General features: G+C 73.2%; 19 protein-coding genes. 9 read left to right on the top strand and 10 right to left on the bottom strand.

The annotated features are described in order from the left end of the window. Positions 1-42 precede the first annotated feature (42 nt). On the top strand, positions 43-756 hold the full coding sequence (locus QM792_RS01330) for a glutathione S-transferase N-terminal domain-containing protein (protein ID WP_415147371.1): 714 nt from the start codon (positions 43-45) through the stop codon (positions 754-756). Here QM792_RS01330 and deoC read toward each other — a convergent pair whose 3' ends face one another. From deoC to trhA, 4 genes are read right to left on the bottom strand one after another with little or no spacing between them, the layout of a single operon-like run. After that, complete coding sequence (deoC, locus tag QM792_RS01325; protein ID WP_415147370.1) at positions 757-1,500, bottom strand: deoxyribose-phosphate aldolase; 744 nt, start codon at positions 1,498-1,500, stop codon at positions 757-759. Between the two features lie 2 nt (positions 1,501-1,502). Beyond that, the gene (locus QM792_RS01320) at positions 1,503-2,321 is read right to left on the bottom strand and encodes a purine-nucleoside phosphorylase (protein WP_415147369.1); all 819 of its coding nucleotides are present in this window, start codon (positions 2,319-2,321) and stop codon (positions 1,503-1,505) included. Continuing rightward, positions 2,318-2,743: a cytidine deaminase gene (gene cdd, locus QM792_RS01315; protein WP_415147368.1), complete on the bottom strand. Its 426-nt coding sequence runs from the start codon at positions 2,741-2,743 to the stop codon at positions 2,318-2,320. The genes QM792_RS01320 and cdd overlap by 4 nt, the downstream gene beginning before the upstream one ends. 51 nt (positions 2,744-2,794) lie before the next feature. Further along, positions 2,795-3,442 (bottom strand): PAQR family membrane homeostasis protein TrhA, encoded by a 648-nt coding sequence (gene trhA / locus QM792_RS01310; RefSeq protein ID WP_415147367.1) that lies wholly within the window; start codon positions 3,440-3,442, stop codon positions 2,795-2,797. A gap of 172 nt (positions 3,443-3,614) precedes the next feature. Here trhA and QM792_RS01305 point away from each other — a divergent pair, with 172 nt between their 5' ends. Beyond that, a complete protein-coding gene (locus tag QM792_RS01305; RefSeq protein WP_415147888.1) occupies positions 3,615-4,232 on the top strand; it encodes a glutathione S-transferase family protein in 618 nt (205 codons plus the stop codon). Between the two features lie 53 nt (positions 4,233-4,285). On the opposite strand, the gene QM792_RS01300 is transcribed toward QM792_RS01305, so the two are convergent. Continuing rightward, on the bottom strand, positions 4,286-4,930 hold the full coding sequence (locus tag QM792_RS01300) for a LuxR C-terminal-related transcriptional regulator (protein ID WP_415147366.1): 645 nt from the start codon (positions 4,928-4,930) through the stop codon (positions 4,286-4,288). A 163-nt stretch (positions 4,931-5,093) separates the two neighbouring features. On the opposite strand from QM792_RS01300, the gene QM792_RS01295 reads away from it, so the two are divergent. After that, the gene (locus tag QM792_RS01295) at positions 5,094-5,573 is read left to right on the top strand and encodes a hypothetical protein (protein ID WP_415147365.1); all 480 of its coding nucleotides are present in this window, start codon (positions 5,094-5,096) and stop codon (positions 5,571-5,573) included. 39 nt (positions 5,574-5,612) lie between these two features. Here QM792_RS01295 and QM792_RS01290 read toward each other — a convergent pair whose 3' ends face one another. Next, positions 5,613-6,764, bottom strand: coding sequence for an aminotransferase class V-fold PLP-dependent enzyme (locus QM792_RS01290; RefSeq protein WP_415147364.1), 1,152 nt, complete (start codon positions 6,762-6,764; stop codon positions 5,613-5,615). Positions 6,765-6,945: 181 nt separating this feature from the next. On the opposite strand from QM792_RS01290, the gene metX reads away from it, so the two are divergent. Then, positions 6,946-8,115 carry a homoserine O-succinyltransferase MetX gene (gene metX, locus QM792_RS01285; protein ID WP_415147363.1) on the top strand — a complete coding sequence of 390 codons (1,170 nt, stop codon included), beginning with the start codon at positions 6,946-6,948 and terminating at the stop codon, positions 8,113-8,115. Beyond that, the gene (gene metW / locus QM792_RS01280) at positions 8,112-8,696 is read left to right on the top strand and encodes a methionine biosynthesis protein MetW (RefSeq protein WP_415147362.1); all 585 of its coding nucleotides are present in this window, start codon (positions 8,112-8,114) and stop codon (positions 8,694-8,696) included. The genes metX and metW overlap by 4 nt, the downstream gene beginning before the upstream one ends. A 15-nt stretch (positions 8,697-8,711) precedes the next feature. Here metW and QM792_RS01275 read toward each other — a convergent pair whose 3' ends face one another. Then, positions 8,712-9,554 (bottom strand): enoyl-CoA hydratase-related protein, encoded by an 843-nt coding sequence (locus tag QM792_RS01275; RefSeq protein ID WP_415147361.1) that lies wholly within the window; start codon positions 9,552-9,554, stop codon positions 8,712-8,714. A 47-nt stretch (positions 9,555-9,601) separates the two neighbouring features. Between QM792_RS01275 and QM792_RS01270 the strand changes: the two genes are divergently transcribed. The 3 genes from QM792_RS01270 (at position 9,602) to QM792_RS01260 (ending at position 12,529) form a co-directional block, all read left to right on the top strand. Further along, positions 9,602-10,441: a lysophospholipase gene (locus QM792_RS01270; protein WP_415147360.1), complete on the top strand. Its 840-nt coding sequence runs from the start codon at positions 9,602-9,604 to the stop codon at positions 10,439-10,441. 43 nt (positions 10,442-10,484) lie between these two features. Next, a complete protein-coding gene (locus QM792_RS01265; RefSeq protein ID WP_415147359.1) occupies positions 10,485-11,924 on the top strand; it encodes a M20 family metallopeptidase in 1,440 nt (479 codons plus the stop codon). Positions 11,925-12,049: 125 nt separating this feature from the next. After that, on the top strand, positions 12,050-12,529 hold the full coding sequence (locus QM792_RS01260) for a hypothetical protein (RefSeq protein ID WP_415147358.1): 480 nt from the start codon (positions 12,050-12,052) through the stop codon (positions 12,527-12,529). On the opposite strand, the gene QM792_RS01255 is transcribed toward QM792_RS01260, so the two are convergent. The 3 genes from QM792_RS01255 to QM792_RS01245 form a co-directional block, all read right to left on the bottom strand. Beyond that, on the bottom strand, positions 12,491-17,623 hold the full coding sequence (locus QM792_RS01255) for an amino acid adenylation domain-containing protein (RefSeq protein ID WP_415147357.1): 5,133 nt from the start codon (positions 17,621-17,623) through the stop codon (positions 12,491-12,493). The two genes, QM792_RS01260 and QM792_RS01255, sit on opposite strands and share 39 nt — an antisense overlap. A 126-nt stretch (positions 17,624-17,749) precedes the next feature. Beyond that, positions 17,750-19,399: an NAD(P)/FAD-dependent oxidoreductase gene (locus QM792_RS01250; protein ID WP_415147356.1), complete on the bottom strand. Its 1,650-nt coding sequence runs from the start codon at positions 19,397-19,399 to the stop codon at positions 17,750-17,752. 151 nt (positions 19,400-19,550) lie between these two features. Further along, a complete protein-coding gene (locus QM792_RS01245) occupies positions 19,551-19,865 on the bottom strand; it encodes a DUF4148 domain-containing protein (RefSeq protein ID WP_415147355.1) in 315 nt (104 codons plus the stop codon). Between the two features lie 113 nt (positions 19,866-19,978). Between QM792_RS01245 and QM792_RS01240 the strand changes: the two genes are divergently transcribed. Continuing rightward, a complete protein-coding gene (locus tag QM792_RS01240; protein WP_415147354.1) occupies positions 19,979-20,935 on the top strand; it encodes a LysR substrate-binding domain-containing protein in 957 nt (318 codons plus the stop codon). Positions 20,936-20,967 lie beyond the last annotated feature (32 nt).

Below are 20,967 nucleotides of genomic sequence, written 5' to 3'. Positions count from 1 at the left end.
GCGGGCGCGAGAATTCCCGCACCCCTTCCATCGTTTCATTCCATGACCGACCTGTCACGCTTCGACATCACGCGCAAGTGGCCCGCCGCGCACCCGGATCGCCTGCAGCTCTACTCGCTGCCCACGCCCAACGGCGTGAAGGTGTCCATCCTGCTGGAAGAGCTGGGCCTGCCCTACGAGCCGCACCTGGTGAGCTTCGAGACGAACGACCAGTTGTCGCCGGAGTTCCTGTCGCTGAACCCGAACAACAAGATCCCCGCGATCCTCGACCCCGACGGCCCGGGCGGCCGGCCGCTGGCGCTGTTCGAGTCGGGCGCGATCCTGATCTACCTCGCGGAGAAGTGCGGCCGCTTCCTGCCCGCCGACCCGGCCGCGCGCTACCAGGCGATCCAGTGGCTGATGTTCCAGATGGGCGGCGTCGGGCCGATGTTCGGCCAGCTCGGCTTCTTCCACAAGTTCGCCGGCAAGGACTACGAGGACAAGCGCCCGCGCGACCGCTACGTGGCCGAATCGAAACGCCTGCTGAGCGTGCTGGACCGGCACCTGGCCGGGCGCGCGTGGATGCTGGGCGACGAGTACACGATCGCCGACATCGCGATCTGGCCCTGGGTGAACAACCTCGTCGGCTTCTACGGCGCGGGCGAACTGGTCGGCTTCGATGCGTTAGAGAACGTGCGGCGCGTGCTCGACGCCTTCCGCGCGCGGCCGGCGGTGCAGCGCGGGCTGAACATCCCGGCGCGGCCGGTCAAGGCCTGATCAGGCGCTCAGCACGCGCTCGATGTCGTCGAGCAGCGCGCTGGCGCCCAGGCGCAGGCGCTGCGGCGTCAACGCGGCGCCGCCGAGAATCCGCTCGGCGAGGTCGAGGTAGACCGCCGCATCGGCCACGCGCCGCACGCCGCCCGAGGCCTTGAAGCCGACGCGCCGCGCGCCGCCGGCATCGGCCGCGACCGCCTCCAGCATCGTGCGCGCGGCGTCGGGCGTCGCGCCGACGGGTGTCTTGCCGGTGCTGGTCTTGAGGAAGTCGGCGCCTTCGGCCAGCGCGATGCGCGAGGCGCGCTCGATCAGCGCGGCGCTCTTCAGCTCGCCGCTTTCGAGAATCACCTTCAGCACGCGGCCCTCGCATTCGCGCCGCACCGCGCGCAGCAGCGCCGCGGTCTGGGTGTCGCCGCCGGCCGCGAGCGCGCGCCACGGCAGCACCACGTCGACCTCCTGCGCGCCGGCGGCGACGATCTGGCCGGTTTCGCGCAGCGCGCGTTCGACGTCGGCCCCGCCGTCGGGAAAGTTCGCCACCGCCGCGACCGCCACGCCGCGCGGCGCGTGGGCGAGCGCGCTGCGCACGAGGCGCGGCCACACGCACAGCGCCGCCACGCGGCCCGGCGCGCCGGCCGCGCGTTCGGCCAGGCGCTGTACGTCGGCTTCGCCGTCGGCGTCGTTCAGGCTGGTCAGGTCCAGGCAGGCGAGCGCGAGGCGCGCGGTGTCGTGCGGCGTCCGTTCGCTCACGTTCACAACTCCAGCGCGGCGATCACCGCTTCGAGCAGCGCCACCGCGCGCGGCGCGGCGTCGTCCGCCACGGCCAGCGTGTGCGCGTGGCTGAGCGCCTCGGCGCGCAGCCCGCAGCCCATGTTGGTCAGCAGCGAGAAGGCCAGCACGCGCAGGCCGGCGTGGCGCGCCAGGATGGTCTCCGGCACCGTGCTCATGCCCACCGCCTGCGCGCCCAGGCGCTGCAACATGCGGATCTCCGCCGGCGTCTCGAACTGCGGGCCCAGCACCCAGGCGTAGACGCCTTCGTGCAGCACGATCCCGGCGCGCCGCGCGGCCGCCTGGGCCTGCGCGCGCAGCGCGGGGTCGTAGGCGTCGCGCAGGTCGACGAAGCGCGCGCCGCCCGTCTCGCCGAGCAGCGGCGAGCGCTGAACGAGGTTGAGGTGATCGGTGAGCATCATCAGCTCGCCGGGCTGCATCGCATCGGCCAGGCTGCCGGCCGCGTTGGTCTGCACCAGCAGCTCGACGCCGGCGGCGGCCAGCGCGGCGATCGGCGGCTTCATCGCCGCGGCGTCGCCGCCTTCGTAGGCGTGGCGGCGGCCGCACAGCACCGCCACCTCGTGCGGCCCGATGCGGCCCAGCACCAGCTCGCCGCGGTGGCCGGCGATGCCGGGCTCGGGAAAGCCCGGCAACTGCGCATAAGGCAGGCACAGCGGATCGGCGACGCGCTGTGCCAGCGGTGCCCAGCCCGAGCCGAGCAGCACCGCGATGCGCGGGCGGCGGCCCGTCGCCAGCAGCCGCGCCGCGCACGGATTTGCCTGCTCGACGCCGGGCCGGCTCATCGCGGCGGCGCGAGCTGCTCGGGCCCGAAGCTCGCCGGCAGCAACCCGGCCAGCGTGTGGCGCGCGGTGACGCGCCGCGTGTCGGCCGACCACACCGGCGTCTCGTCACCGGCGAACTCGCGCAGCTTCTGCCGGCAGCCGCCGCAGGGCGTGACGGGCCGCGCCGAATCCGCCGCCACCAGCACCGCGGTGACGCGCGTGCCGCCGCCCAGCACCAGTTGGCCCAGCGCCACCGCCTCGGCGCACAGGCCTTCCGGGTAGGCGGCGTTCTCGACGTTGCAGCCGGCGTGGACGCGGCCGTGCTCGTCGATCAGCGCGGCGCCGACGGCGAAGCGCGAGTAGGGCGCGTAGGCCCGTTCGCGGGCGGCCAGCGCGGCGGCGAGCAGCGCCGCCGGCGGCGCATCGGGGGCGAGGGTGTCCAAGAGAACGAATCGCGGCAGGTCGGGCCGCGATTGTCCGCTACCCGTGGCCGCTCAGACCGACGCCATCGCGGCCGCGAGGTGGCATCCGCTGCCGGCCATCACGAACAGGTGCCAGATGAAGTGGCCGAAGCGCAGCGAGGCGTCGAACACGAAGAAGGCCGTGCCGACCAGGTAGGCCACGCCGCCGGCCAGCAGCCAGCCCAGCGCCGAGGCATCGAGCGCCGCCACGCCGGGCAGCGCGGCCAGCAGCGCGCACCAGCCCAGCAGCAGGTACAGCCCGGTGGACAGGCGCCGCTGCGTCAGCCGGCGCATCAGCTTGAGCGCCGCGCCGGCCAGCGCCAGCGCCCACAGCAGCGCGCAGGTGGCGATGCCGGCCCAGCCGGCCATCGCGCCCAGCGTGAAGGGCGTGGCGCTGCCGGCGATGAAGAGGTAGATCGCCGCGTGGTCCACCGCGCGCGCCCACAGCTTGGCGCGCCCCGGCGGCAGCGCGTGGTAGACCGCCGAGGCCAGGAACACCAGCACCATCGTGGCGCAGAACACGCCCACCGCGACGGTGCCGAGCGCGCCGTTGTGGCGCGGCGCGGCGGCCGACAGCGCCGGCCAGGCCGCCAGCGGCAGCACGCAGGCCAGCGCGTGGCTGGCGGCGTTGGCGATTTCCTCGGCGCGTGTCTGCACCCGCGCGCGCGGCGCGGTTCGCATCGGAATGGGCAGGACGAGGCGCATGCCTGCAATGAACGCCCGAAGCGCACGCCGCGCATCCCCTCGAACGGGCCGGACCCCGCATTCACGCGCCTTCGAACCCGGGAGTCGCCGGCGCCAGCCCCTAGAATGAATCGCAGCAGGGACGACACAAAAGAACGACGGCATGACGATGAAGCTCATCGGCGCTCTCACCAGCCCGTACGTGCGCAAGGTGCGCATCGTGCTGGCCGAGAAGAAGCTCGACTACCAGTTCGAACTCGAGGACGTCTGGAACGCCGACACCATCCTCAAGGCCAACCCGCTGGGCAAGGTGCCCTGCCTGGTGCTGGAAGGCGGCGAGGCGGTGTTCGACTCGCGCGTGATCGTCGAATACCTCGACACGCGCTCGCCGCTGAACCGGCTGATTCCCGAATCGGGCCGCGGCCGCACCGAGGTGCGCACCTGGGAGGCGCTGGCCGACGGGCTGCTCGATGCAGCCGTGCTCGCGCGCCTCGAGGCCACCTGGCCGGGGCGCGCCGAAGGCCAGCGCTCGCCGGCCTGGATCGAGCGCCAGCTCGGCCGCGTCGACACCGCGCTGACGTCGATGGGCACCGGCCTGGCCGACAAGCCCTGGTGCGCGGGCGTGCACATGTCGCTGGCCGACATCGCGGTCGGCTGCGCGCTCGGCTACCTCGACTTCCGCTTCCCGCAGATCGACTGGCGCGCCCGCCACGCCAACCTCGCCAAGCTGGCCGAGAAGCTGGAGGCGCGGCAGAGCTTCATCGACACCCGGCCGCCCGCGGCCTGATGGAAACCCGTTCGCCCTGATCTTGTCGAAGGGCCCGGCCCGAACGGGATTGGTCAGAGCATTTGCAGCGACGGCGACGCGGTGCGCCGGTCGAGGTGCAGCTTGCGGTACAGCGTGCGCATGCGCTGCGCCACCTCGCGGGTGCTGATGCGCAGGTCGCGCGCGATCTCGTGCGGCAGGAAGCCGTCGCAGGTCCATTGCAGCACCTGGCGCTCGACGCGATCCGGATGCCGTGGGTTGTTCTCGTCGAGCGGCTCGTACCCCGTCCAGGCCGAGGCGTCGAAGTGCGCCTTCACCTGGCGCGCGATCGCCGGCGCCATCTCGGCGCCGCCGGCCAGCACCTGCTCGATCGTCGCGATCAGCATGCGGCTCGACTGGCCCTGCACGAAGTAGCCGTCGGCGCCGCGCGCCAGCACGGCCAGCAGTTGCGGGTCGTCCAGCGAGAGCGTGGTCAGCAGCGTCTTCGGCGAGCCGTAGCGGCCGCTGGTGGCCAGTTCCTCGACCAGGCCGGCCACGCAGCCGTCGGCCAGTTGCAGGTCGGCCAGCACCAGGTCGGCGCCGAGCGCGGGCAGTTGCGCACGCGCCTGCTCGATCGTGGTGGCCCAGCCCACCGTCTTCAGCCCCGGCACGGCGTCGATGGAGGCGCGCATGCCTTCGGCGACCAGCGGGTCGTTGATCAGCAGGAAGGCGCGGGGCATGACGTCGGTGACGGATCGATGACATAGGGATTGTCAGATTCGCACGGAGCTGTCGCATCCCCGCAACCCGGTGGGCGCCATCCCCGCAGCGCGGGGCCGCCGGCGGCGCGGCGGCGGGCGCCGCCGCTGTGGCAAGCTGCGCGCCGGAGGCAGGCCACCCACCATGTTCGCGCTCAGGTTCACCGGATGCAGCGTCCTGGCGTTGGGGGCCGGCCTGGCGTTCTACCTCGCGCCCCTGAAGCCCGGCGTGCTGGCGCTGCAGCTCGCGTTCACGCCGCAGGCCTTCGCCCGGATCATCCACGCCTGGCCGCCCGAGCATCTGGCCCGGTACCGCGCGCACCTGCCGCTCGACTTCGCGCTGCTGCTCGGCTACGGCGCGTTCGGCTTCCTGCTGGCCACGCGCACGGACCTCTTCTCCCGTTCGTCGCCTCGGCGGCGGCGCCTGGCGGCCTGGACGCTGCCGCTGGCTGCCGTGTTCGACGCGGCGGAGAACGTGCTGCACTGGTGGCTCACGGCCGAGCCGCGCTTCGGTTTGGCGTCGGTGTACGCCGTGGCGGCACTGGCGTCGGCGGCGAAGTGGGCGCTGCTGGTGCTGTTCGGTGTGGGGGTGGCTGGTGCGCTGGTGAGGCGGGAGGCGGCGTGAGCGTCAAGCGATCGGAAGCCTCGATGCGGATCGCAGCCCTCAAGCCGCCGCCCGCTCCCCCTTCGCCGCGATCCGGTCCAGCGCCGCTTCCAGGTTCGCCACCGTGCGGTCCACGTGCTGCAGCTTCTCCAGCCCGAACAGCCCGAGGCGGAAGGTCTTGAAGTCGGCCGGCTCGTCGCATTGCAGCGGCACGCCCGAGGCGCTTTGCAGACCTTCGGCGAGGAAGGCCTTGCCGGTGTGCAGGCCGTCGTCGTCGGTGTAGCTCACCACCACGCCGGCGGCCTGGAAGCCTTCGGCGGCGACGCTGGGGAAGCCGCGGCGCACCAGCAGCGCGCGCACCTTGCGGCCCAGTTCGATCTGCGCGGCGCGCAGCTTCTCGAAGCCGATCGTGCGCGTCTCGACCATCACGTCGCGCGTCTTCGCCAGCGCGTCGGTCGGCATCGTGGTGTGGTAGACGTGCGCGCCGTTTTCGTAGGTCTCCATCACCGCGAGCCACTTCTTCAGGTCCATCGCGAAGCTGCTGCTGGTGGTGGCGTCGATCGCCGTGCGCGCGCGTTCGCCGAGCATCACGAAGGCGCAGCACGGCGAGCCGCTCCAGCCCTTTTGCGGCGCGCTGATCAGCACGTCGACGCCGGTGGCCTTCATGTCCACCCACAGCGCGCCGGAGGCGATGCAGTCGAGCACGAACAGGCCGCCCACCTCGTGCACCGCGTCGGCCACCGCCTTCAGGTAGTCGTCGGGCAGCACCAGGCCGGCGGCGGTCTCGACGTGCGGGGCGAACACCACGGCCGGCTTGTCCTTGTGGATCGCGGCCACCACCTCGGCGACGGGCGCCGGCGCGAAGGGCTGCTGGCGGCCGCCGCCCTGCGTGCGCGCCTTCAGCACCGACACCGAGGCGGCGATGCCGCCCATCTCGAAGATCTGCGTCCAGCGGAAGCTGAACCAGCCGTTGCGGATCACCAGCACCGGCTTGCCCGTGGCGAACTGGCGCGCCACCGACTCCATGCCGAAGCTGCCGCTGCCGGGCACGACGATGGCCGAGCGCGCCTGGTAGGCGTCCTTCAGCACGGACGAGATGTCGCGCATCACGCCCTGGAACTTGCGCGACATGTGGTTGAGCGCGCGGTCGGTGTAGACCACCGAGTATTCGAGCAGGCCGTCGGGGTCGACGTCGGGCAGCAGTCCGGGCATGGCGTATCTCCGTGTGGGGCGGCAAACAGCTTAGCACCGGCCCCGTGTCCCGGCCGCTATACTGGCCGCTTCCAGCGCTGATTTGTTCCGGCTTGCGAGCGCTCTATAAATTCCGCTAAAGAAGAACGCACCCGGCGTTCCGCTCTTGGCGGCGCCGGGTGTTTCTTTTTCTCGAGGTCACATGGGATCGCTGGGGGATGTCGAGGCGAAGGCGATGCGGTTCGCCGAGCCGCTGCCGCTGAGGAGCGGCGCGCAGCTCGCCGACTACACGCTGGTCTACGAAACCTACGGCACGCTCAACGCCGACAAGAGCAACGCCGTGCTGGTGTGCCACGCGCTGAACGCCTCGCACCACGTGGCCGGCACCCATGCCGGCGAGCCGCGCAGCGAGGGCTGGTGGGACAACCTCGTCGGCCCGGGCAAGCCGCTGGACACCGACCGCTTCTTCGTGATCGGCGTCAACAACCCCGGCTCGTGCTTCGGTTCGACCGGGCCGATGCACGTCAACCCGGCGACGGGCCGCATCTACGGCGCCGACTTCCCGGTGGTGACGGTGGAAGACTGGGTCGATGCGCAGGCGCGCCTGCTCGACCGGCTCGGCGTCGCGCAGCTCGCCGCGGTGCTCGGCGGCAGCCTGGGCGGCATGCAGGCGCTGTCGTGGTCGCTGCGCCATCCGCAGCGGCTGCGGCTGTGCGTCGCGGTGGCCACGGCGCCGAACCTGTCGGCGCAGAACATCGCCTTCAACGAGGTGGCGCGGCGCGCCATCGTCACCGACCCCGAGTTCCACGGCGGCCACTACTACGCGCACGGCGTGGTGCCCAAGCGCGGGCTGCGCGTGGCGCGCATGATCGGCCACATCACCTACCTGTCCGACGACGCGATGGAGGCGAAATTCGGCCGAAGAACCCGTGTCGACGGGTCCCTGCCCGTCGACGTGCGCGCCGCCGAGTATGGCTACTCGACGCAGGAGATCGAGTTCGAGATCGAGAGCTACCTGCGCCACCAGGGCGACAAGTTCAGCGAGTACTTCGACGCCAACACCTACCTGCTGATCACGCGCGCGCTCGACTACTTCGACCCCGCGCGCGAGCACGGCGGCGACCTGACGCGCGCCTTCGCCGGCGCGGCCTGCCGCTTCCAGCTCGTGAGCTTCACCACCGACTGGCGCTTCTCGCCGGCGCGCTCGCGCGAGATCGTCAAGGCGCTGCTCGACAACCGGCACCGCGTCAGCTACGCCGAGATCGCCGCGCCGCACGGCCACGACGCCTTCCTGCTCGACGACGCGCGCTACCACGGCGTGCTGCGCGCCTGCTTCGACAACCTCGCGAAGGAGGTTGGGGCTCCATCATGAGTGAACGGAAAGACCTGGAGATCATCGCGGGCCTGGTGCCCGAAGGCTCGCGCGTGCTCGACCTCGGCTGCGGCAACGGCGAGCTGCTCGCCTACTTGCAGTCGCGGCGCGGCTGCTCCGGCTACGGCATCGAGATCGCCGACCACAACGTGCTGGCCTGCGCGCAGCGCGGCGTCGACGTCATCCAGCTCAACCTGGAGGACGGCCTGGCGATCTTCGAGGACAGGAGCTTCGACGTGGTCCTGCAGCTCGAAACGCTGCAACACCTGCGCAACACCGAGAAGATGCTGCGCGAGACGGCGCGTGTCGGGCGCATCGGCATCGTCAGCTTTCCGAACTTCGCGCACTGGCCGAACCGCCTGCGCGTGGCCACCGGGCGCATGCCGGTGACCAAGGCGCTGCCCTACGAGTGGTACGACACGCCGAACATCCGCGTCGGCACCTATGCCGACTTCGAGGTGCTGGCGCGCAAGGACGGGCTGCGCATCCTCGACTCGTTCGGCATCCAGGGCGGCGAGGTGGTGCGCGCCTGGCCGAACCTGCTGGCCAGCGTCGCGGTGTTCAAGTTCGAGCGCACCTGAGCGGCGCACCGCGCCTCACGGCCTGGCGATCGGCGCCAGCGGCGCGAAGTCGCCCTCGCGCTTGTCCTTCCAGGCGGCGATCGCCTCGGCCATCTCGGCGGTGTCGAAGATCGCGCTTTGCAGCAGCGTGAGCTGCTGCAAGGCGGCGGCGGTGCCGTGGTCGCGCGCGTGGTTCAGCGCGAGCTTGCTGCCGGCCACCGCCAGCGGCGACTTGGCGGCGATCTGCCGCGCCAGGCCGAGCGCGTGCTCCAGCACCGCGGCCGGATCGGCCAGCACCGCGTTGACGAGGCCCCATTCGAGCGCGAGCCGCGCGTCGACGCGGTCGCCGGTGTAGGCCATCTGGCGCGCCACGCCCTGCGGCACGATCTTGGCCAGGCGTTGCAGCACGCCGAGGTCGGCCATCATGCCGATGTGGATCTCCTGCACGGTGAAGAAGGCGTCGGCGCTGCACACGCGGATGTCGCAGGCGGCGGCGAGGTCGAGCGCGCCGCCGACGCAGCCGCCCTGCACCGCGCAGATCACCGGGAAGCGCGCTTCGTCGAGCGCCGAGAGGCAGTCGATCAGGCGGCGCAGCGATTCCTGGAAGCTCAGCCGCGCACGCGCGCTGCGCGTGTCGAGCATCTGCGCGGCCGGGCCGCCGGCGTCGAACACGTCGAGCGCCATGCCGGCGCTGAAGTGCTTGCCGGTCGACGAGATCAGCAGCACGCGCGTCGCCGCGTCGTCCTGCAGGCGGCGCACCGCGTCGCGCAGCGCCGGGAAGAACGCCGGCGCCAGCGTGTTCAGGCGCTCGGGGCGGCACAGTTGCAGGTGCGCGATCGCGCCTTCGTGCTGCAGGGTGAAGAACTCGTTGTCGCTCATCGCGGGCTCCGCAGGGGTGGACGAGGCTACCACCTACACTGGGCGCGATGAGCGACATCTTCACCACCGCCGACGGCCTCGCGCTCGCGCGCCGCGACTGGCCGGCCGCCGGCGCGGCGCGCGGCACGGTGCTGCTCGTGCACGGCCTGGGCGAACACGCGGGGCGCTACGAACATCTCGCGGCGCGCCTGGCGGCGCAGGGCTGGCGCGTCGTCGGCTACGACCAGCGCGGCCACGGCGCGAGCCCCGGCGCGCGCGGCGCGCTGCCCGACGGCGAAGCGCTGCTGCGCGACCTGGCCGCGGTGATCGACGCCGTGCGCGCCGAGCGCCCCGGCCCGCTGGTGCTGTTGGGCCACAGCATGGGCGGGCTGGTGGCGGCGCGCTTCGTCGCCGAAGGCCTGCGCACGCCGGCGGCGGCGTGGAGCCGGCCGGTCGATGCGCTGGTGCTCTCGTCGCCCGCGCTGGCGGCCGACACGAGCGCGGGGCAGAAGCTGCTTCTCGCCACACTGGGCGGCATCGCGCCCAACCTCGCGGTCAACAACGGCCTGAAGCCCGCGTGGATCTCGCGCGACGCGGCGGTGGTGGCGGCCTACGTCGCCGATGCGCGCGTGCACGACCGCATCACGCCGCGCCTGGCGCGTTTCATCCTCGATGGCGGCGCGCTGGTGCGCCGTCTCGCGCCGCTGTGGCGCGTGCCCACGCTGCTGCTGTGGGCGGGCGCCGACCGCTGCGTCGCGCCACGCGGCAGCGCCGAATTCGCGGCCGCGGCGCCGGCCGGCATGGTGCAGGCGCAGGACTTCCCCGCGCTGTACCACGAGATCTTCAACGAGCCCGAGCGCGACGCCGTGATCGAGCGCCTGACCGGCTGGCTCGCGCGCGTCGGCTGAGGCGGTTCTAAACTCGCGGCTCCACCCGACACGGGAGCCGCACATGAACGCGAGCGCCATCGCCGCCTTCGCCGACCGGGCCTGGGACGAGGAGATCGTCCCCGCGCTGACCGACTACATCGCCATCCCCGCCAAGAGCCCGATGTTCGACGCCGACTGGCAGAGCCACGGCCACATCGAGCGCGTGGTGCACGACGCGGCGCGCTGGGTCGAGGGGCGCCGCATCGCCGGGCTGAAGCTGGAGGTGATCCGTCTCGAAGGCCGCACGCCGGTGATCTTCTTCGAGGTGCCGGCGACCCGGGCCGGCAGCACCGACACCATCTGCCTGTACGGCCACCTCGACAAGCAGCCCGAGTTCAGCGGCTGGCGCAACGACCTCGGGCCCTGGACGCCCAGATACCTCGACGGCCTGCTGTACGGCCGCGGCGGCGCCGACGACGGCTACGCGGTCTACGCCGCCATCACCGCCATCGAGGCGCTCGACCGGCAGGGCATCCCGCGCCCGCGCTGCGTCGGGCTGATCGAGACCTGCGAGGAAAGCGGCTCCTTCGACCTGCCGGCCTACATCGAGCAGCTCACGCCGCGCCTGGGCGAGGTGGCGCTGGTGGTGTGCCTGGACAGCGGCGCCGGCAACTACGACCAGCTCTGGCTCACCACCAGCCTGCGCGGCAACGTCACCGGCACGCTGAAGGTGGAGATCCTCACCGAGGGTGTGCACTCCGGCGATTCGAGCGGGCTGGTGCCGTCGAGCTTCCGCATCCTGCGCCAGGTGCTCGACCGGCTCGAAGACGCGAAGAGCGGCGAGCTGCTGCCGCGGTCCTTCCACTGCGAGATCCCGGCCGACCGGCTCGAACAGGCGCGCGCCACCGCGGCCATCCTCGGCGACGAGGTGTGGAAGCGCTTCCCCTGGGCCTGCGGCGCCGACGGCACGCCGGCGCTGCCGACCACCACCGACCCGACGCAGGCGCTGATCCGGCGCACCTGGAAGCCGACGCTGAGCGTCACCGGCGCCGAGGGCCTGCCCGAGCTGGGCAACGCCGGCAACGTGCTGCGCCCCTACACCGCCTTCAAGCTCTCGCTGCGCCTGCCGCCGCTGGTGGACGGCAACCGCGCCGCCGCCGAGCTGAAGACGCTGCTGGAGGACAACGCGCCGTACAACGCGCGCGTCACCTTCCATGCCGACGGCCGCGTCGGCGCGATGGGCGCGAGCGGCTGGAACGCGCCGGCGCTGGCGCCGTGGCTGGAGACGGCGCTGCACGCCGCGTCGAACGCGCACTTCGGCGCGCCCTGCGGCTTCATCGGCCAGGGCGGCACGATCCCGCTGATGAGCATGCTGCAACAGGGCTTTCCGCGCGCGCAGATGATGGTCTGCGGCGTGCTCGGGCCGAAGAGCAACGCCCACGGGCCGAACGAGTTCCTGCACGTGCCCTACGGCAAGAAGCTGACCGCGGCGGTGGCGCAGGTGATGGCGGCCTGCCCCTGACGGGCCGACGCAGGGCGCCGGGCGTGAAACGCCGCACGCCGGCGCCGCGCGCGGCGCGCCGGCGTGCGTTCGCACGAGGCCGCGCCGTCTTCTAATCGGGGTTTCGTCCAGCCCGACCCCGACCGATGGCACTCTCCCGCGGCACCCAGCCCCCGATCGACGCTTCGTCGTCGGGTGCCGACCTGCGCCGCTCGATCGCCGTCGTCGCGGTGTTGAGCGCGCTGGTGGCGGTGCCGGTGGGCCTGTCGCTGGGCATGTCGTGGCTCGACATGCCCTGGGCCGAGCGCCCGGGCGCTCGGCCCGCGCCCGACTGGGTGGCGCTGCCGGCGCTGCGCGCCACCACCGCCGACGGCACGCTGGTCAAGGCGCGCGTCGCGCTCGACGTGCCGCAGCGCTCGGCGCGCTCGACCATCGAGCACAACCTGCAGCAGGTCGGCCTGCTGCTGGAAGTCAGCGTCGCGCAGCAGACGCGCGAGCAGATCGGCTCGGCCGCCGGCATTCCGCACCTGGCCGAGGACATGCGCGACCGGCTCAACGCCTACCTCGGCGCCGACGCGGCGGTGCGCTCAGTGGCGATCCAGGACCTGCTCGTCAAGCCGCGCTGAGGCCGCGCGCTCGCAGCCCGCGGCGATCTGGCGCAGGCTTTCGAAGATGAGCTGGCGCAGCGCGACGCGCTGGCCGAGGCGGCGCTCGATCTCCTGCGCCGCGCGCGCCGCCAGCAGCGAGTGGCCGCCGAGGTCGAAGAAGTTGTCGTCCCAGCCGATGTCGGCGGTGCCCAGCAGCTCGGCCCACACCTGCGCGACGACGCGGCCGGCCGGCGTGTCGGGCCGGTCGATGCTTGCGGCGCGGGTTTCGGCGTGCGCATGGAAGTCGGGCGCCGGCAGCGCCTGCCGCGCCACCTTGCCGTTGGGCAGCAGCGGCAGCCGCTCCAGCGCGACGTAGGCCTGCGGCAGCATGTATTCGGGCAGTGCGAGGCGCAGGAAGTCGCGCAGCTCGGCCGGCGGCGGCAGGGGTTCGTGCGCCACCAGGTAGGCGGCCAGCCGCGCGTCGCCCGGTTGCAGCTCGTGCACGCAGGCCACCGCCTGCGTGACGGCCGGGATCCGGGCCAGCGCGGCCTCGATCTCGCCCAGCTCGATGCGGTGGCCGCGCAGCTTGACCTGGCCGTCGAGGCGGCCGAGGTGTTCGAGCTGCCCGTCGGCGCGCCAGCGCCCAAGGTCGCCGGTGCGGTAGCGCGTCGCGCCCGGCGCCGCGGGGTCGGCGACGAAGCGGTCGGCGCTGATCTCCGGCCGCCGCCAGTAGCCGAGCGCGACGCCCTGGCCGCCGATGACGATCTCGCCGGCGATGCCGGCCGGGCAGTCGTGGCCGGCCTCGTCGAGCACCGCGATCGTCGTGTTGGCGATCGGCGCGCCGATGGTGACGGGCGCCGCCGCGTCGTCGATGCGCACGCAGCTCGACCACACCGTGGTCTCGGTCGGGCCGTACATGTTCCACAGCTCGCCGACGCGCGGCAGCAGCCGTCTCGCGAGATCGGGCGCGAGCGCCTCGCCGCCGACCAGCGCGCGCAGGCTGCGCCGGCCCGGCCAGCCGGCGTCGAGCAGCATGCGCCAGGTCGACGGCGTGGCCTGCAGCAGCGTGATGTCGTGGTCGTGGATCAGCGCTTGCAGCGCCGCCGCGTCCAGCGCCTGCTCGGACGAGGCCAGCACCAGCTCGGCGCCCTGCATCAGCGGCAGCAGCAGCTCGAGCACCGCGATGTCGAAGGACAGCGTGGTCACGGCGAGCAGGCGGTCGCTGCTTTGCAGCCCGGGCTCGACCGCCATGCTGGCCAGGAAGTTGACGACCGCGCGCTGCGGCACGAGCACGCCCTTGGGCTGCCCGGTCGATCCCGAGGTGTAGATCAGGTAGGCGGCGTCTTCCGGCGAGCGCTGCGGCGGCGTGAAGGCCGGCAGCTCGGACAGCGGCGGCAGGGTGTCGACCTCGAGCCGCTCGCCCTGGTGCCAGCGCAGCAGCACGTGCTGGAAGCGCGTGGCGACCAGGCAGCGCAGCGCGGCGTCGGAGGCCATGTCGACCAGGCGCGACACCGGGTAGGTCGGGTCCAGCGGCACGTAGGCCGCGCCGCAGCGCCAGGTGGCGAGCATCGCCGCGACCATGTCGATGCCGCGCGGCAGCGCGAGGCCGACGCGGTCGCCGCGGCGCACGCCGCGCTGCTGCAGCGCGGCGGCGATCTGCTCGACGCGCTCGGCCAGCTCGGGGCCGCTGCAACGGCGGCCGCTGGCGGCGTCGCGCAGCACGCTGCGCTCGACCTCGGCGCAGCCGCCGAGCACACGCTCGTCGGCGAGCATCGGGCCGCGCTGTTCGATCGCCGTGGCGTTCCAGCGCGCCAGCGCGCTGCGGTCGGCCTCGGACATCAGCGAGCACTCGGCCAGCCGGCGCGTCGGTTGCGCCGCGAGCTGCTGCAGCAGGCCGAGGTACTGGTCCAGCCAGCGCTCGGCGGTGGCGGCGTCGAACATCGTGTCGGCGTACTCGAGCGTGATGGTGCGCGACAGCTCGATGTCCACCGCGAACGAGAGCGGGAACTGCGTCGCGCCGCGCTCGACGTCGAGCGGCGCCCAGGCCAGCCCGTCCAGGGCCACGTGGCCCAGCGGCGCGTTCTGCACGTTGAACAGCACCTGCAGGCCCAGCGGCAGGTCCTGCCGGCGGTGTTCGCTGCCGAGCAGCTCGACCAGCTCGTCGAAGGCGATGTCCTGGTGGTCGAAGGCCTCCAGCGCGTTGCGGCGCACCTGTTCGAGCAGTTCGTCGAAGCGCGCGTCGGCCCGCACGCCGTTGCGCATCACGATGGTGTTGACCAGCGTGCCGACGAGGTTCTCGCTGTCGACGTGGCGGCGGTTCGCCACCGGCGTGCCGACGGCGATGTCGTCGCTGCGCAGCAGGCGCGCCAGCCAGGCGTTGAGGCCGGCCAGCATCACCATGAAGGGCGTGGCGCCGTGGCTGCCGGCGAGCCGCGCCATCGTGTCGAGCAGCGCGGGCGGCAGCGCGCGCACCACGCGCGCGCCGCCGAGGGCGGCGCCCGGGGCGAGGCGCCGGTCGGCCGGCAGCGGCGCGGGGTTCATGCCGTGCAGGCGCGCGCGCCAGTGGTCGCGTTCGCGCGCCAGCGCCGCGTGGCCCGCCGCGCCGCGCTGCCAGGCGGCGTAGTCGGCCTGGTCGATGCGCTGCGGCGCGAGCTGCGCGGCGCGGCCTTCGCGGCGCGCGTTGTACAGCTCGGCCAGTTCGCGCCACAGCACCATGGCCGACCACTGGTCGACGATCAAGTGGTGCGCCACCCAGCTCAGCACGTGTTCGTCGTCGGCCGTGCGCACGCACAGCAGGCGGTGCAGCGCGCCGCCGTCGAGGTCGAAGACGAACGCGGCCTCGGCGCGCAGCGCGGAGTGCAGCGCGTCCGCGCGTGCGGCCTCGGCGAGCGGGCGCAGGTCCAGCTCGCGCCACGGCGCCGCCGCGGCCGGCTCGAAGCGCTGCGTGAGCTGGCCGTCGTGCAGCGCGAAGCGGGCGCGGAACGCCTCGTGGCGCATGCACAGCGCCTCGACGGCCGCGCGCAGCGCCGCGTGGTCGAGCGCGCCGCGCAGGCGCACCACCATCGGCACGTTGTAGGCGGTGGTCGACGGGTTCATGCGCTGCACCAGCCACATGCGCTGCTGCGAGAAGGTCACCGGCATCGCCGCAGCGCGCGGCTGCGGCGGGATGGCCGCGGCGCCGGCGGCGTCGCGCGGCGTGCCGCGCACCGCGTCGGCCAGCGTGGCCACGGTCGGGCAGGCGAACAGCGTCGCCAGCGGCAGCTCGACGCCCGAGCGCGTGCGCAGCCGCGCCGCCACCTGCGTGGCCGTCAGCGAGCTGCCGCCGAGCATGAAGAAGTGTTCGTGCACGCCGAAGCGGTCGTGGCCGAGCAGCTCGCGCCAGATCTCCCACACGCCTTGCTCGACCGGGTCGCGCGGCGGGGTGAACGTGGTCGCCGCGGGTGCCGCGCCGGCGAGCCGGTCGTCGAGCAGCGCGGCCAGCGTGCCCTCGGCCCAGGCGTCGCGGCAGGCCGACCGGCGCAGCTTGCGGCTCGAGGTGCGCGGCACGCGGCCGCGCGCCACCAGCACCACGGCGTGCACGCCCAGTTCATGCGAGTCGGCGAGCGCGCGGCGGATCGCGGCGACGATGCCGGGCCGCTCGGCCGGCCCGTGCGGGCCGACTTCCTGCACCAGCACCAGCGGCTCGCCTTCGTCGTCGGGCCCGGCCAGCGCGGCATGCGTGAAGGCCACCGCGCCGCCGGCGACGCAGGCCGGGTGCGCCGCTTCGGCGCTGTGTTCCAGGTCCTGCGGGTAGAGGTTGCGGCCGCGCACGATCAGCATGTCCTTCAGCCGGCCGGCGATGTGCAGCTCGCCGTCGTGCAGGAAGCCGAGGTCGCCGCTGCGCAGCCAGGGGCCGCTGCCGTCGGCGGCGCAGGCGCCGAACGCCGCCGCGCTGTCCTGCGGCCGGCCCCAGTAGCCCTGCGCGACGCTGGCGCCGCGCAGCCAGATCTCGCCGACGGCATCGCCGGCGCAGGCCTGCCGGGTCTGCGGCTCGACGATGCGCAGCTCGAAGCCGGGCAGTGGCGCGCCGCAGGCGACGCTGCGGCGGCCGGGTTCGGCGGGCGGCGTGTACAGGCGCGGCGCGCGCAGCGGCTCGAGCGGCGGCGCGCTGACGCCCAGCACCGCCTCGGCCAGCCCGTAGGCGGGCGCGAACACGCCGGGGCCGGCGCCGAAACGTGCCAGCGCCCGGGTGACGGCCTCGACGGTCTCGGCGCGGATCGGTTCGGCGCCGCACGACAGGCAGCGCAGCGCCGACAGGTCTTCGTGCCAGTCGGGCGCGGCCGCCAGCGCCTTGATCACCGCCGCGTAGGCGAAGTGCGGGCCGCCGCTGTGCGTGGTGCCGCGCCGCGCGGCGGCGGTCCACCACGCGAGCGGCTGGCGGATGAAGGCGTGCGCGGGCATCAGGTCGCAGCGCCCGCCGGCCGCGAAGGGCATCAGCGCGCCCGCCACCAGGCCGTAGTCGTGGAACAGCGGCAGCCAGCTCAGCACGCGGCAGCGCTCGTCCATGCCGCTGCGCGCCAGCGCCGCGCGCAACTGCGCCAGCACGTTGGCGTGGCTGATCATCACGCCGCGCGGCGTGCCGGTGGAGCCGGAGGTGTATTGCAGGTAGGCGAGCTGCGCGCCGGCGAGGGTCGGGCCCGGTGCCGCCGGAGCGCCGGCAACGCCCAGCGCCACGTCGAGGCGCTCGGGCCATGCTCGTTCGCCGCGCGCGGGAAGGCGCGCGTCGGGCGGCGTCAGCATCAGGCGCGGCGCCGCGTCGTCGACGATCGCGCCGAGCACGTCGCTGCCGCCGTGCGCCATGCGCGGTTCGGCGACCGGCACGGCGATGCGGCCGCTGCTCACGCAGGCCCAGAAGGCGCATACCCATTCGAGCCCGGTGGGCAGCATCAGCAGCACACGATCGCCGGGTTCGCTGCGCTCGGCGATGCGCGCCGCCAGCGCGTGCACTTCATGCGCCAGTTGCGCGTAGCCCAGCGACGCGCTGCACTCGCCGTCGCCGTGCACCAACGCATAGGCCGTGTCCGATGCGGACTGCTTGCAACGCCATTCGAACAAGGCGTGAAGATCGGCGATGGCGCTGGGCAGGACGGACACGGGACGCGCGGAACAGGGGGACCGTCCGGATTCTCCGCAGCCGCGCGGCCCTCGCCCCACGCCCGTCTCGGGGGCGCAAGGTCATATTCCGTGATGGATTCGCCGCGCCGCCGGCGCTACGTTTGCTTACGGGCTCGCCAGCAGCGCGCACGCCACGGCCTCGGCCGTCTCGATGCCGTCGACGCTCGCCGACATGATGCCGCCCGCATACCCCGCGCCTTCGCCGGCCGGGTACAGGCCTTTCACGTTCAGGCTCTGCCTGTCGCGGCCGCGCGGGATGCGCAGCGGCGACGAGGTGCGCGTCTCGACGCCGGTCAGCACCGCGTCGGGCAGCGCGAAGCCGCGCAACTGGCGCTCGAAGGCCGGCAGCGCTTCGCGGATCGCGTCGATCGCGTAGCGCGGCAGGCTCTCGTTGCCGCGCTCGGCGAGGTCGGTGGGCTTCACGCCGGGCTTGTACGAGGGCGTGACGCTCTCGAAGCCGCGCGACGCCCGCCCGGCGAGGAAGTCGCCGACACGCTGGCCCGGCGCGTCGTAGTTCGCGCCGCCGAGCGCATAGGCGCGCGACTCCAGCGCGCGCTGGAAGGCGATGCCGTCCAGCGGGTCCACCGCGCCCTCGCCCGGCGCCTGCCGATAGTCCTCGGGCGTGATGCCGACCACGATGCCGGCGTTGGCGTTGCGCTCGTTGCGCGAGTACTGGCTCATGCCGTTGGTGACCACGCGCCCCGGCTCCGAGGTGGCCGCCACCACCGTGCCGCCGGGGCACATGCAGAAGCTGTAGACCGCGCGGCCGTTCTTCGCGTGGTGCACCAGCTTGTAGTCGGCCGCGCCGAGCAGCGGGTGGCCGGCGCTCGGCCCGAAGCGCGCCTGGTCGACCAGCGACTGCGGATGCTCGATGCGAAAACCCACCGAGAAGGGCTTGGCCTCCATGCGCACGCCGCGCGCGTGCAGCATCTCGAAGGTGTCGCGCGCGCTGTGGCCGAGCGCGAGGATCACCCGGTCGGCGTCGATCTGCGTGCCGTCGCGCAGCGTCACGCCGCGCACGGCGCCGGCCTCGATGCGCAGGTCGGTGACCTGGCTCCCGAAGCGGATCTCGCCGCCCAGCGCCTCGATCTCGGCGCGCATCTTCTCGATCATCGACACCAGCCGGAAGGTGCCGATGTGCGGCTTGCTGACGTACAGGATCTCCTGCGGCGCGCCGGCCTTGACGAATTCGTGCAGCACCTTGCGCGTCAGGTGGCGCGGGTCGCCGATCTGGCTCCACAGCTTGCCGTCGGAGAAGGTGCCGGCGCCGCCCTCGCCGAACTGCACGTTCGATTCGGGGTTCAGCTCGCGGCGCCGCCACAGGCCCCAGGTGTCCTGCGTGCGCTCGCGCACCGCCTTGCCGCGTTCCAGCACGATGGGCCGCAGCCCCATCTGCGCCAGGATCAGCGCGGCGAACAGCCCGCAGGGGCCGAAGCCGATCACCAGCGGGCGCGGCCGCTGCCGCGCGGCGAAGTCGGCCGGCACGTCGGCGACGAAGCGGTAGGTGGTGTCGGGCGCGGGGCGGACGTGCGGGTCGCCGGCGTGGCGCGCCAGCACGGCCGCCTCGTCATCGACCTCGCAGTCGAGCGTGTAGACCAGCACGATGTCGCTCTTGCGCCGCGCGTCGTGGCCGCGCCGGAACACCGTCAGCGCGCGCAGCGCCGCATCGGGCAGCCCCAGGCGCGCGAGCACCGCTTCGCGCAGCGCGGGCTCGGGGTGGTTCAGCGGCAGGCGCAGTTCGGTGATTCGCAGCATCAAGACCTATTGTCGGGCCCGTGTCGCGCCGGCCAAGGACAAAGGCCGCCCGCAGGCGGCCTCGTCTCGTGGATCGTCCACGGCCCGGCTTGCGTGCCGGGCCGGTTCGCCAGGCGAAGGTCCGTGCGCAGGCACGGCCCTTCGTCCGGGCTCACCCACCGACGTAGTCGCTGTTGAACGTCGTCGAGCGCGCCGCGGCACGGCCTTCGGCGCGCACCTCGTCGCGGCTGCGGGAGGCGGCGTGCTCGATGGCGCCGCCCTTGCGCGCCGCGAAGCTGCGCTCCTTCACGCCGTCGTAGCTGTCGTTCTGGACCAGTTCACCGGCGGTGCGGGAGCGCAGGAATTCGGCCTGCACTTCGGCGCGGGTCAGCGTGCCCTTGGGCACCACCATTTGCTCGTCGATGGCGAAGGCCGAGGTGCCGATCAGGGCGATGGTGGCGGCGGCGATGAGTTGCTTGCGGTTCATGGTGCTTTCCTTTCCTTGGTTCAGCGTTGCGATGGGATGAACTGTAGGTATTTCACTTCGATCAATAAAGTACGTATCATCAAATACGGAATTGCTGATTTGGAAACAATCCTATGGACCGACTCCACTCGATGCGCGCCTTCGTGAAGGTGATCGACGCCGGCAGCTTCGCCGCCGCGGCGCGCGAGATGAACCTCTCGCCGGCGGTGGTGACGCGGCTGGTCGCCGACCTCGAAGAGCACCTCGGCGCGCGGCTGATGAACCGCACCACGCGCCGCCTCGCGCTGACCGACATCGGCGAGGCCTACCTGGAGCGTGCGCGCGCCATCCTCACCGAGATCGAGGAGGCCGAGGCGCTGGCCGGCAGCGCGGCCAGCGAGCCGCGCGGCCACCTGCGCGTGCTGGCGACGCCGGCCTTCGCGGTGCACCAGCTCGCCAAGCACCTGCCGGCCTTCCACGAGCAGTACCCGAAGGTGACCATCGAGCTGACTGCGCCCGGCCCGGTGGAGGCGATGGACGAGGCCTTCGACGTCACGCTGCTGTCGGTATCGCGCCGCGCGCTGGACGGCAACTTCGTCGCGCGCCGCCTCGCGCGCACCGAGGTGGTGGCCTGCGCGTCGCCGGCCTACCTCGACCGGCGCGGCCGCCCGCAGCATCCCGAGGACCTGGTCGACCACGACGCGATGCTGCCGAGCTTCCTGCGCGAAGTGAGCTTCGTGCGCGGCGAGGACGGCGACGGCGCCGCGGGCGGCGAGTCGGTGTCGCTGTCGACGCCGCGGCCGCTGCTGGGCACCACCCACGTCGACCTGCTCTACGCCGCGGCGCTGCACGGCCTGGGCATCGCCGGGCTGCCGTCCTTCGTCGCCGAGGACGCGCTGCGCGAAGGCGTGCTGGAGCGCGTGCTGCCCGAGTGGCGGCTGTTCGACGCCGTGCTGTACGCCGCGATGCCGACGCGCAAGCACGTGCCGGCGCGCACGCGGGTGTTCGTCGACTTCCTCGTCAAGGCCTTCGGCGGCGAAGACCGCGACCCGTGGCTGAGCGCGGCGGGCTGCGAGACGCGGCGGCGCTGAGGCGGCGCGCTCCAAGGGGTTGACCCGGCTTC

This window comes from Piscinibacter sp. (genome assembly GCF_047600445.1).
GTDB lineage: Bacteria > Pseudomonadota > Gammaproteobacteria > Burkholderiales > Burkholderiaceae_C > Piscinibacter.
This window is presented reverse-complemented; position numbering and strand designations above follow the sequence as displayed.